At 43.1% G+C, this 11,526-nt stretch carries 11 protein-coding genes and 1 other annotated feature; of the genes, 5 read left to right on the top strand and 6 right to left on the bottom strand.

What is annotated here, in order from left to right; genetic code table 11:
• The first annotated feature begins 5 nt into the window (after positions 1–5).
• The 4 genes from IGI82_RS11090 to IGI82_RS11075 all read left to right on the top strand — a co-directional run bounded on the left by IGI82_RS11090 (position 6) and on the right by IGI82_RS11075 (position 3,853).
• On the top strand, positions 6–1,088 hold the full coding sequence (locus tag IGI82_RS11090; RefSeq protein WP_010749523.1) for a M42 family metallopeptidase: 1,083 nt from the start codon (positions 6–8) through the stop codon (positions 1,086–1,088).
• A gap of 9 nt (positions 1,089–1,097) precedes the next feature.
• Complete coding sequence (locus tag IGI82_RS11085) at positions 1,098–1,883, top strand: DUF975 family protein (protein WP_375819513.1); 786 nt, start codon at positions 1,098–1,100, stop codon at positions 1,881–1,883.
• A 206-nt stretch (positions 1,884–2,089) separates the two neighbouring features.
• Positions 2,090–2,830, top strand: coding sequence for an MBL fold metallo-hydrolase (locus IGI82_RS11080; protein ID WP_115232493.1), 741 nt, complete (start codon positions 2,090–2,092; stop codon positions 2,828–2,830).
• 18 nt (positions 2,831–2,848) lie between these two features.
• Positions 2,849–3,853, top strand: coding sequence for a lipoate--protein ligase (locus IGI82_RS11075; protein WP_015509943.1), 1,005 nt, complete (start codon positions 2,849–2,851; stop codon positions 3,851–3,853).
• Positions 3,854–3,898: 45 nt separating this feature from the next.
• Here the strand turns inward: IGI82_RS11075 and proS are convergent, their stop codons facing one another.
• The gene (gene proS / locus IGI82_RS11070) at positions 3,899–5,332 is read right to left on the bottom strand and encodes a proline--tRNA ligase (RefSeq protein WP_016610951.1); all 1,434 of its coding nucleotides are present in this window, start codon (positions 5,330–5,332) and stop codon (positions 3,899–3,901) included.
• Positions 5,333–5,372: 40 nt separating this feature from the next.
• Positions 5,373–5,577 (bottom strand) — a binding site (T-box leader).
• Between the two features lie 96 nt (positions 5,578–5,673).
• Positions 5,674–7,551, bottom strand: a complete 1,878-nt coding sequence (locus tag IGI82_RS11065) for a hypothetical protein (RefSeq protein WP_438842226.1) — start codon at positions 7,549–7,551, stop codon at positions 5,674–5,676.
• Between the two features lie 142 nt (positions 7,552–7,693).
• On the opposite strand from IGI82_RS11065, the gene IGI82_RS11060 reads away from it, so the two are divergent.
• The gene (locus IGI82_RS11060) at positions 7,694–8,212 is read left to right on the top strand and encodes a S24/S26 family peptidase (RefSeq protein ID WP_438842225.1); all 519 of its coding nucleotides are present in this window, start codon (positions 7,694–7,696) and stop codon (positions 8,210–8,212) included.
• A gap of 62 nt (positions 8,213–8,274) precedes the next feature.
• On the opposite strand, the gene IGI82_RS11055 is transcribed toward IGI82_RS11060, so the two are convergent.
• Genes IGI82_RS11055 through IGI82_RS11040 form a run of 4 tightly spaced genes read right to left on the bottom strand, consistent with a single transcriptional unit; the run spans position 8,275 to position 11,509 of the window.
• The gene (locus tag IGI82_RS11055) at positions 8,275–8,955 is read right to left on the bottom strand and encodes an energy-coupling factor transporter transmembrane component T (protein ID WP_051095383.1); all 681 of its coding nucleotides are present in this window, start codon (positions 8,953–8,955) and stop codon (positions 8,275–8,277) included.
• Positions 8,882–10,294 carry an ABC transporter ATP-binding protein gene (locus IGI82_RS11050; RefSeq protein WP_438842224.1) on the bottom strand — a complete coding sequence of 471 codons (1,413 nt, stop codon included), beginning with the start codon at positions 10,292–10,294 and terminating at the stop codon, positions 8,882–8,884. Before IGI82_RS11050 ends, IGI82_RS11055 begins: the two co-directional genes overlap by 74 nt.
• Positions 10,291–10,893 (bottom strand): ECF transporter S component, encoded by a 603-nt coding sequence (locus tag IGI82_RS11045; RefSeq protein ID WP_438842223.1) that lies wholly within the window; start codon positions 10,891–10,893, stop codon positions 10,291–10,293. The genes IGI82_RS11050 and IGI82_RS11045 overlap by 4 nt, the downstream gene beginning before the upstream one ends.
• Positions 10,886–11,509 carry a YkoF family thiamine/hydroxymethylpyrimidine-binding protein gene (locus tag IGI82_RS11040; protein WP_087627653.1) on the bottom strand — a complete coding sequence of 208 codons (624 nt, stop codon included), beginning with the start codon at positions 11,507–11,509 and terminating at the stop codon, positions 10,886–10,888. The genes IGI82_RS11045 and IGI82_RS11040 overlap by 8 nt, the downstream gene beginning before the upstream one ends.
• Positions 11,510–11,526: the final 17 nt, after the last annotated feature.

Genomic DNA, 11,526 nt, shown 5'->3' with positions numbered 1-11,526 from the left:
GCAAGATGGAGAAAAAAGAAGAACAGCTTTTAATAGACCTAACGACTGCACGTGGGGTTCCTGGTAATGAGGAGGAAGTGCGTGAAGTCTTTAAAGAATATGCCAAAGACTTTGCTGAAGATATCTTTTTTGATGGTTTAGGAAGTGTCATTGCCAAACATGTTGGTGATGGCGGTGGACCGAAAATTTTTATATCGGGACATATGGATGAAGTCGGCTTTATGGTAACTAAAATCACAGAAAAAGGCTTTATTGAATTCCAGACTCTTGGTGGTTGGTGGGGGCAAGTGATGCTGGCACAGCAAGTCGAGATCAAAACCAATGAAGGCAAATTGATACACGGTGTCGTCGGTTCAAAACCACCCCATGTCTTGAGTCCAGAGACTCGAAATAAACCGTATGATATCAAAGATATGTTCATTGATATCGGCGCTTCAAGTGAAGAAGAAGCCAAAGGCTGGGGGATCCGTCCGGGAGATATGATCACCCCTTATATCCAATACAAACGGATGAACGACAGCAAATTTTTATTAGCCAAAGCATGGGACAATCGAATCGGTACGGCGGTATCACTGCGGGTATTAGAAACCTTGGCAGCAGAAGGACATCCCAACTGCTTGTTTGCTGGCAGTGACGTGATGGAAGAAGTTGGCCTAAGAGGGGCGCGAACAAGCACTCACTTAGTGAATCCCGATATCGCGATCGCACTAGATACTGGTACCGCTGGGGACACACCTGGAATGACACCAAAAGAAGCGGATTCTGTGTTAGGCAAAGGCCCACAAGTCCTGATTTTTGATGCTTCCATGATTCCTCACAAGAAATTATTGAATTTTGTGATCGATGTCGCAGAAGAGATGGAAATTCCTTTCCAATATACCGTGATCACTGGTGGAGGAACCGATGCTGGTCAAATGCATTTGACTCGTGATGGGGTCCCTTCGATCGCTATTACCGTGCCAGTTCGTTACCTGCATTCTCATACTTCTGTCATTCATGAGGATGACTACTTCAATACAGTCAAGCTTGTAACGGAAGTGGTTCGCCGCTTAGACGATAAGACCGTTAAAGCATTGCGCAGTTATTAAGGTGAGTCTATGAGATCAAATACAATGATTCGAGAGACCGCCAAAAACGCCTTGCGCGGATTCTGGGGAACGTTCGTCTTAAGTATTTTAGCGACGGTTGCGGTACAAGCGGTGGTCAGCTCGCTTTTTAGTAGTATTGGGACTTCTTTTGGTGCAAACAATGCAGGGAGCTGGATCGATCTGATCTTGGACAATTTTGTCTTCTTTGCGTTTTCGGTAGCGTTGAGTATCATGGCACTCTATCTGGTTCGTGGCAGAGGAATCAACGTGGGGGATATTTTTCTAGTCTTTGATAAGCGTCTGTATGTACCGTTTTTGCTACTAAATTTAGTGAGCGCGCTTTTAAATTATCTTTTGAGTTTTGCGATTTTCTTACCGCAGTTTGTCTTATCAGGGCTCAATCAATATTTGGACTTGGTATTCAATTTTAATCGGGGAATCTCTATTGATTTGGCGATGTTTAATGGCTCCCTGGCTTTTGTACTCGGGACTTTTCTCGCCATCATTTTGTTCTTCTTTTTGTCACAAGTCGTTACTGGTGTGATCCAATTAGCGATCTATCTGCGCTATGATCAACCGGAATTAGGGGTTCTTCAGTCAATTAAAGTGGCCTTTGCGCTCTTGCGTCCACATCTGGGTCAATACATTTGGCTACAGTTATCATTGATTGGTTGGTTTATTCTCGGCTTTTTGGCACTGATGATCGGGATGCTATGGGCAAACGCCTACGCTTATGCAGTTAATGCAGTATTTTATGAGGAATTGATCCATGAACAACGAGCGATGATCAGATAAACAAAAAAGACGATGGCCCATTGGTCTGGCTCCCTGCAGATAGAGTAAAAAACTCATTCATAGGGTTCTACCAATAGCCATCGTTTTTTTCTCGTTTTCTCGATCTTTTTTTGCAAAAAAATGGTCGGATTTTAGTCAAATCAGCTGAGATGTGATAGCATAAAAGAAGTAGAAAACCAGCTTGAGCCAAAGAGGAGGAAACACAAGTGAAAATAACTGTCTTAGGTTGTTTAGGTGCCTATCCGTATAATGGTGAAGGGACTACTGGCTATTTAATTGAGTCGGAAGGCTTTCATTTGCTGCTTGATGCGGGAAGCACCACCTTGGTCCAACTAGAAAAAATCCTTGATCCCTTAGACTTAGATGCAGTGATTTTGACGCATTACCATCACGATCATATTGCGGATCTAGGGGTATTGCAATACTATTGGCAATTATATCCAGGAAACGAAGAACGCCAGGTTTTGCCAATCTACGGACATGGGGAGGACACAGTTCATTTTGAAAGCCTGACGATGCCTGGAGTGACTCAAGGAATTGATTACCTCCAAACGGAGTCATTGGAATTGGGCCCGTTTACCATTACCTTTATGAAAACGATCCATCCAGTCACTTGCTATGCCATGCGATTTGTTGAGAAAAGTACAGGCAAGGTTTTTGTTTTTACAGGCGATTCTGGCTACTTAGAATCTTTTGTTGCGTTTGCACAAGGAGCTGACCTGTTTTTGGCAGATACCTATCTTTTTGCAGGCAATGAGCGTCACAAGGCTCATTTTACGTCAAAAGAAGCAGGGGAGATCGCCCATGCGGCGCAGGTAAAAAAATTAATGTTGACGCATTTGCCGCAACACGGTGATTTAGAACAGTTACGAGAAGAGGCTGCACTAGCTGCCAATGGGATCCCCGTTGAATTGGCGGCTGTTCAAAAAATAATTGAAATCATCTAATTAGGAGGAACGAATAGTATGCTTTTTGTACCGAACGAACTGAATGACCCACGCATCAATTTAGCCATCGAGATTTTTCTTCTTCAAGAAATGAAAGTGGATGAACCCATCTTACTTTTTTACATTAATGAACCATCGATTATCATTGGACGCAATCAAAATACGATCGAAGAGATCAATAAGGAATATGTGGATGAACATGGGATCCATGTCGTTCGTCGTTTCAGCGGCGGCGGTGCAGTCTATCATGATTTCGGAAACTTGAATTTCAGCTTTATTATGCCTGACGATGGGAATTCTTTCAGAGATTTTGAAAAACTGACCAAACCAATCGTCCAAGCTTTACATGAGATGGGGGTTGAAGGGGCGCAACTAAAAGGCCGCAACGACCTTGTGATCAATGACATGAAGTTTTCTGGGAATGCGATGTACGCAACAAATGGCCGGATGTTTGCTCATGGCACGATCATGTTTGACAGTGATATCAATGAAGTAGTTAACGCCTTGAAAGTCCGTAAAGACAAAATCGAATCAAAAGGCATCAAATCGATCCGTTCAAGAGTGACCAACATCAAACCATTCTTGCCAAAAGAGAAGCAAGACATGACGACTGAAGAGTTCCGTCAAGAAATCTTATTGAAGATTTTTGGTGTCGATTCCGTGGAAGACGTCAAAACCTATGAACTAACAGAAGAGGATTGGGTCAAGATCAATGAGATTTCCGATAAGTATTATCGTAACTGGGATTGGAATTACGGCAAATCACCAGCCTTTGATATAGAACGTCGTCATCGATTCCCGATCGGCTCCATCGAAGTTCGTTTAAATGTGGCAGAAGGAAAAATCACAGATGCCAAAATCTTTGGCGACTTTTTCGGCCTAGGGGACATTGCAGATGTAGAACAAGCACTGATCGGTACTCGTTATGCCAAAGAAGATTTGGCACAAGTCATTGCCAACATTGATGTCAAAAAATATTTTGGCAACATCACGCCTGAAGATTTTCTTTCATTGATTTATTAATCAAAAAACGAAGCAGCCTTTTCAATCTGGCTGCTTCGTTTTTTATTAGTATGCGCGGGCGATCCAAACGGTGTGTTTGGCAGGTTTCCCGCTGACGATATCGACCGTTTTTTCCATTGGCGCTTCAAACGGAATGTTCCGAGTAGTAAAGCCAGTTTCTTCTTTGATTTTGGCTTCGGTTTCTTCCGAGCCGTCCCAACCGATCAAAACAAAACCAGTCACTTTGTCTTCTTGTTTGCACGTTTCGATATGGGCTTTTAGTTCATCCAATGTATCGATGTTGGTGTACTCATTATCTTTGTTACGTTCCTTCGCAGCTGCTAATAAACGTGGAGTCATTGCTTGTAATTCTTGATCAACAAACGCTTCTAATTCCTCAAGCGCCACCGTTTGCTTGTCAGGTAGGTCACGGACTTTGACCATGACTTTGCCAGCTTCTAAATCTCTTGGGCCACATTCGATTCGCAAGCAAGCGCCTTTTAGTTCCCATTCATTGAATTTATAGCCAGGTGAGTTATCAGAATCATCCAAACGAACACGAATGCCCTTGGCTTTAAAGTTGGCATACAGTTCTTCTAATTTTTCTAAGATGGCTGGATTCTTTTTCCAAGGACCGACTGGTAACAACACAACTTGGGTTGGTGCAATGGTTGGTGGGAAAACTAAACCATTTTCATCGCCATGGGTCATGATCAAGGCACCTAACAAGCGGGTAGAGACACCCCAAGAGGTTGTGTGGGCATGGGTATGCTTGTTTTCTTTCGTTAAATACGTAATATCAAATGCTTCAGCAAATTTTGTCCCCATGTAGTGGCTGGTTCCTGCTTGGACTGCTTTGCCGTCTTTCATCATCGCTTCGATCGAATACGTATCTACTGCCCCCGCAAAGCGCTCAGATGGGGTTTTTTGTCCACGATAAACAGGGATCGCTAGGAATTCTTCGCAAAGGCGGGCATATTCATCTAAGACTTTCATGGTGCGTTGACGAGCATCTTCTTCATTTTCATGAGCGGTATGACCTTCTTGCCATAAAAACTCTGAGGTACGCAAGAAAGGCAATGTTTTCTTTTCCCAACGAAAGACGTTTGCCCATTGATTGATTTCATAAGGCAGGTCACGGTAGGAGTTGATCCAATCAGAAAAGGCAGAGCCGATCATGGTTTCTGAGGTTGGACGCAAGGCCAAAGGTTCTTCCAGTTTTTCGTTGCCGACTTCTGTGACCCAAGGTAATTCAGGGGCAAAGCCTTCGATATGATCCGCTTCCTTCATAAAGAAATTTTGCGGAATCAGCATTGGGAAGTATGCATTGCGAATGCCTTCTTTTTTCAAGAAACGATTGAACTCCTCTTGAATATGCTCCCAAAGTTCGAAGCCGTCAGGACGGAAAATAATGGAACCTTTCACTGGGGAGTAAGCCATCAATTCGGCTTTTTGGATCGTTTGGATATACCATTCTGTAAAATCATTTTTTTGTGTCATTGTTTTTCCTCCTTAAAAAAATAAAAAAGCATCTCGTCCTAAAAAGGACGAAATGCTTGGATTTCGCGGTACCACCTTTGTTGATTATCCATCGGGATAATCCAACTCGTAAAGGATAAGGCCTTTCCACCGACCGTTTTGCGGTCATTGCCATTGGGTAGGTTCATTTTATCAGCGGGTGTCGATTTTTCAGCTGCCATCGACTCTCTAAGACCATCATAAAATTACTATTCCAATGCTTGTTGCTGTTCTTTATCATGCTAAAGCGAAAAAGCGAAAAAAGCAAGAGTTTTTTCGCTTTTTCTTAAAATAGACCGTTTAACGTATCGGAGAAAAGGCAGTCAGTCAAAAGACAGCAGATCCGCTTTAGCGGCAAGTGTCAAACGCAAAAAATGAAAACCATCTGAATCCTCGATACGCATACTTCCTTGATAGACAAGACATATTTGTTCCAGCATTTGCACATCGGTATGGATCGCCTGTCGTTTTGCTTCGTCAGTTTGCAGTTTTTCTGCCTCATCCTCTGTCAAAATCGGCATTTGACAGTCGATATGTAGCTGTTCTTTTGTGTCAGTCACTTTCAACGAAAGCCTGCGATTTTGAGGATCTGTGACCGAACAGGTGTAGCGGATGGCGTACTCTAAGCAATGGGCGATCAAGGACAGACGATCATTTTCTTCCAATCGTTCCAGTGGTTCCGTGAGGTCATCGCAGGTAAGCGTGATCCTTTTTTGAGCGGCAGTGTGTTGATAATCAGCAAGCAGCATCGTCGTGATCGATTCTTTTTCAACCGCAGGGATCGTTAGCTGCTGTTTGATTTCTTCTTCAATCTCGCAAAGACCTTCATACGCAGCCGCTAGTTGTTCATCTTCTAACATGTCTTTAATGGTATGGGTTCTCTTTTTGATGGTTTGTAAAACTTGCTGCCATTGTGCCGTTTGATCTGGACCGATCGCCTGCTGATTTTCATATAATCGCACTTTGATGTCTGCTGTGTCGATCTGCTTATTTTTGCCTTCACTGGCAAAAAAGAGTTCGAGGAACCCATAACAAGTAAAAATAAGTATCAGTAAGAAAAAGATGATCGAGCGCCAATTGATGTCAGATTGCGGGAGGACTAAAATATCCTGGATATACAAGAACCCATGACCGATTGCCGCGACAACGATCCAAGGTGCACAAAGGACATAAAATTGATTCTTTTTTAACGCCTCATAAATCGCCGCAAACGAAGTCACAAAGGTGCTGGTGATATTTAATAAAAACAGATAGTTCATGACGACTGGCAAACTTTGTTTTTGAAAAAGTGCCAAAAACATGGCAAAGATCCCGAAGGAGTAGTGAACAAACAACCATTTCTGATAATACTTACGTACGAAGTGCATGTTTGTGTAGTAAAACCCAATCAAAAACATGGGCGTAATAATCGAAAGAAAATTTAACATAAATGAATTCACGATGGGAGAAAAAAGCAGTCCACCCAGCAGATCCCCGAAGCCTGCTTCTAAACCTGCACTTAAGGAAAAGCCACTGAATAAAATGGAAGATACTTTCAGCTTTCTTTGGTTCATAAAAGAAACGAAGAGATAAAATAAATTAAGGATACAAATAAATCCGGTAAATAGGAGGATATAGATATTCAAAATTGATAGACTAAAAACATAACCGATCAATGCATTGGCAGGACCAAAAAAGACTTCGGCTGGAAAGCCAGAATAGGTGTCGAAAGGACTAGTCACGTAGATCTTCAACGTCTTTCCAACGTAATCCTCTGGCAATGTGATAAAAGATAAGGTTTTGCCAGGATGGTTGAAGGTCAATGAATGTTCGGCAGCTTCATTGGTATAAATTTCTTGATCATCCAAATAGACGGTCATGTGTTGATGATCGCCAATCAGCAGCATCGTTGGATATTTGTATTCATTGGTCATTTTTCGCTGCATGACAAATCGCTCATTGGCTTTTACGCTAGGTAAATATTTCACATAACGGCTAATAAAAGTAGAATCAGGATTGTCTTCCGCATAAAAAATCCAATCTTCCTTCTTCTCCACGGTATGGTTATCAGAAGTAGGAGATAGGAAGAGTATAAGAAAAAAACCGATGCTTCCTAGCAAAAATAGAACGAGTAGGATAAAGGGAATCCAACGTTTAAAAAAGAACTTGTTATTTAAAAAAAGCATACTTTTTCTCCTATGTTTTTTAATCGCCTTTAGCATAATATAAATAGTAAAATAAAGTCAATTAATAATCAGAAAAAATACGCATAAAAATTCAATGAATCGTTTTTAAATATTTGAAAAAAATTTAAATATGTTATAGAATCGAAAAAGAAACTGAGCCTTAGAAGGAGAAAAGAAAATGAAACTTTTGCCAAAACAAAGTATCATGCTCTCACTTTTTGTATTGTTGTTTATGCTGATTTCTGTTTTAGCGGTCGTGATTCCTCATGCGTTTGGTTTCACAATGGCCATCGTTAACAGCGATGCAATGGAACCTACATATTCCGAAGGGACATTACTTTTTGTTAAAAAGGCTTCAGAAGACAATTTGGTCGTTGGTAATGAAGTGACCTATTATGTCGATCACGGCAGACAGATGCGCACACGGCGAATCGTTGCAGTGGGAGAAAACCAATCGGTGCTTTATACGATCGGTGATAACCAAAGCCAGATGGAACCAAAAGAAATCGAAAAAAGCCAATTGATTGGGCAACCCATTTTTTATATCCCTAAAGTAGGGGCTTGGCTCAATCAAACGACGATCCAGCTTTTTAAAAACATGTATTTCCTTTTCGCAATGTATATTTTAGTGACCACCTTGTTTGTAACGCTCTATCAAATCAAATCTGGATCCATAAAAAAATCAATCATCTCTTAGCCATAAGAAGGAAAAAGCCAAAGAAACGGCAGTGTTTCTTTGGCTTTTTCTCTTTTTCCCCTTTATAAGAGCAGTGTTCCAGCGAGGCCGATTATCAGACAAAAAGATAGAAAGAGCATATCGGCAAAAGTGATGCGAAATGACTTGGCGTAGGTTCGCTTTGCCTCGCTGTCAAATCCTCTTGAAAGCATCGCAGTCGCCAAGAGCTCAGACCAACGAATCGATTTGACCAGTAAAGGGATCAGCATCTTGAATGAAAATAGATTGACGGGGATTCCTCTAGAACGCATGCTATTACGGATATTCTGATACTCGGCTGGAATGATGGGCGCAATTTGAAACGCAGCGAGCAGACCATAGGCAAAAACGGCGGGGAGTCGCAGCTGTTGCTGCAGCGAATAAATCAGCTCATTGATCGTGGTCGATACACTGAAAGAACTGCCCAACATACCAAAGCAATAGATACGGCTTGCCATGTCAAGTCCATAGCGCATAGCTGCTGCTGAGGAGGAGCCACCTTGGTTGTCCTGGTAGTAAAGGAGTCCGGTGAAAAAGACCCCCACAGCTGCCAAGGTCAATGCAGAAACAAGCAAAAGGCTTTTTTTCAAAGAGCGTTCGTTTACAGAAACAGCAAAGAATAGGACACAGAGTAGCAGATTCAATCTGAAATTATTTTGAAAAGAAACCAGTAAGGCGAGTCCTAAAATGGCGAATAACTTGACTGTCGGGTTGAGGGTGCGCATCTATGTCCTCCTTTTCATAATGATTAAAATCAATGATTTGTGAACAAAATGCTTCCAATAATAAGACATCGTGACTAACGATTAAAACCAAGGTGCCGCTTGCGGCTTTTTCGGCTAACAACTGCATGACCTGCCAAGCTTGCTTGACATCTTGGCCATAGGTCGGTTCATCCACCAACAGTAATTTGACTGGTCGCTGCAATAAAGCTGCTACTGCCAAGCGTCTTTGCTGGCCTTGGCTGAGTAGAAAAGGGGACTGAGTGCTCTTGTTTTGTAGTCGCAATTTTTCCAGCAGTTTGTCACTCTCGGTCGCTGCACGTCCTTGGCTAAGCTCCTGTGCCACTGTAGCAGCCAAAAACTGGTCCTGCGGATTTTGCATGATCCAGCTGATGGACCGAAAAGGGGAGGGATGCTTCTTGATTGGATCCCCGCACAGGCGAATGGTTCCTGAGTACGCCTGCTGCTGCAAGATCGCTTTTAAAAACGAAGATTTGCCGCTGCCGCTACGTCCGGTGAGCCCAATCATTGTCCCACTATCAAAGGTAAGATTCGGAAAAACAATCGCTTGGTTACGGATCGGCAGGCGAAAATCTTGAAAAGATAGCCGCTCTTTTGCAAAAAGTTTCTTAATCTCAACAGGCGGTAGTGACCTGCGCAGCTCCTGATCGAGTGTGCGCATCTTATTTTGATCGACGGATCTGAATCCTTCTTCAATCAGCAGCCACTCAGCTACCCAGTCAGCAGTTTCTTTGATTTGATGGTCGATCAGTAAGATGCCAATGGCATGTTGCTTTTGGAGCTGTCGCAGTTTTCGAATGATTTTTTGACTTGTGTCAGCGTCCAAATTGGCAAATGGTTCATCCAAAAGCAAGTAGCGACTCTTTAAAATCAGACAACAAGCCAATGCTACTAACTGTTTCTCACCGCCAGACAAGGTCGTAAAGGGCTGATCGGCAAGATGGCTGATCTCGCAAAACGTCAAGGCTTCCGCTACTTTTTTTGGCATGTCGGCTTGGGGAATACATTGATTTTCAAGACAAAACAGTAGTTCTTCTCGAGGCGTGGCCATACAAAATTGCATATCTGGATTTTGAAACAGTAAGCTGATCGATGTGCTTCTTTCTCGAATGGAAAGCTGGTTTAGCGTTCGGTCATCGATCGTATAGGTTCCTTCTTCAAACCCTTTCTCGTTAAGCCCCGCTAAGAGGTGGAAAAGAGTGCTTTTTCCTGTTCCTGAAGCACCATAGATTCCTTTTGTTTCTCCGGGGGCTAAAGACAGTGTCAGATCAAGCCGTTTTTGATCCACGAAAAAGCAGCCGTTTTTCACGAGCAGGCTCATGCCGCTTCTCGTTTGGCGCTAATGGTTTGGTCTTCAGCAATCGGGTAACTGTTGAGAACGCCCATGCGTGTCAGATGGTCACAGACGATCTTGACCAAAAAGGCGGAAAAGAATAAAGAAGAAAGCAAGCGAATAATAAAAATCACCACCAACAACTGCCATTGCAAGTCAACGAAATTTGACCGAATGATCCCCCAAAGAAAACTCGTGATCGTGGCGCCAATGGCACCAGTGATCAAAGGGAACCAGCCATAGCGACGGTAGTCACCTAATGCAAAGCCAGCTTCTGTTCCAATCCCTTGTACAAATCCGCTGATAAAAATAATCGGTCCATAAAAATTCCCCATAAACACTTCTAAAAGTGCGGCGATCATCTCAGTGATCGTCGCTGCGCCCGGTTTGCGCAGCACATAGCCAGCAAAAGCCGCTGCCATGAACCAAACCCCGAAAATAAACTCATTCGCTAAAACAGACAAACCAAAGGGTGTTAAAAGCGTACCTAACAACAGCCCAAAATGAACAGCGCCCAAATAGATCACGCCAAAAATCAACGAAGCGATCCCCACCATAATGACATCTTTTAAGACCCATTTAGTCATGCGACACCGCCTTCTTTTTGGAAGGACTGTTGACTGAGACCGTTGCTTCTAACACATAATGGGGAAGATGGTCATGGGCATACGCTAATGCCGCTTCAAAATACCCAAAGAGTTGGTTGGCCGTTCCCGTCAGCATCGTGACATAATGGGCGGAGCGAGGCGCCAAACCATAGGTTTCTGCCAGTTGGACGATGGTGGCGATCTCTTCCATATAATTGTTTTCCCCAAATACATAAAACGAGTATTTACAATCCACGTCAAACGTACCATTCATAAGATTGCTTGCTTTATTGGGTTGTGCCTGTTCTCCATTCAAAAACGCGTCACCTGCAGAATCGCCAGGACAGCCCTTAGAAAAAGTAAACTCACCCACGAGGTGTGTCTTGGATTCGTAAGCGTTGATAAATAGCCCTGCTGCCGCATCGACAACACTTGGGGCTTCCCCTCGGAAAAGGGTGCTGAACAGATCGGTTTGCTGCCAAACAGCTGTTGTATCCGTCCGCTCAATGCTCGCTACGATTTGTTGCGCAAAGTGGTCTTTCATGGGGTACAAACTTACTCGGCACCCAGTGATATCGATCCCGCCTGCGGCACAGGCGATTGGTTCATTTGTCATTTTCTCTTCTCCTCTCG

The sequence above is a fragment of the Enterococcus sp. AZ067 genome, assembly GCF_051715005.1.
Lineage (GTDB): Bacteria > Bacillota > Bacilli > Lactobacillales > Enterococcaceae > Enterococcus_D > Enterococcus_D casseliflavus.
The sequence above is the reverse complement of the archived record's forward strand: the minus strand, read 5'-3'. Positions and strand labels throughout refer to the sequence as shown.

Bases quoted from the DNA above. Each gene is read 5' to 3' on its own strand.
- IGI82_RS11090 (WP_010749523.1), top strand. From the start codon at position 6: ATGGAGAAAAAAGAAGAACAGCTTTTAATAGACCTAACGACTGCACGT.
- IGI82_RS11085 (WP_375819513.1), top strand. From the start codon at position 1,098: ATGAGATCAAATACAATGATTCGAGAGACCGCCAAAAACGCCTTGCGC.
- IGI82_RS11075 (WP_015509943.1), top strand. From the start codon at position 2,849: ATGCTTTTTGTACCGAACGAACTGAATGACCCACGCATCAATTTAGCC.
- proS (WP_016610951.1), bottom strand. From the start codon at position 5,332: ATGACACAAAAAAATGATTTTACAGAATGGTATATCCAAACGATCCAA.
- IGI82_RS11065 (WP_438842226.1), bottom strand. From the start codon at position 7,551: ATGCTAAAGGCGATTAAAAAACATAGGAGAAAAAGTATGCTTTTTTTA.
- IGI82_RS11060 (WP_438842225.1), top strand. From the start codon at position 7,694: ATGAAACTTTTGCCAAAACAAAGTATCATGCTCTCACTTTTTGTATTG.
- IGI82_RS11055 (WP_051095383.1), bottom strand. From the start codon at position 8,955: ATGCGCACCCTCAACCCGACAGTCAAGTTATTCGCCATTTTAGGACTC.
- IGI82_RS11050 (WP_438842224.1), bottom strand. From the start codon at position 10,294: ATGAGCCTGCTCGTGAAAAACGGCTGCTTTTTCGTGGATCAAAAACGG.
- IGI82_RS11045 (WP_438842223.1), bottom strand. From the start codon at position 10,893: ATGACTAAATGGGTCTTAAAAGATGTCATTATGGTGGGGATCGCTTCG.
- IGI82_RS11040 (WP_087627653.1), bottom strand. From the start codon at position 11,509: ATGACAAATGAACCAATCGCCTGTGCCGCAGGCGGGATCGATATCACT.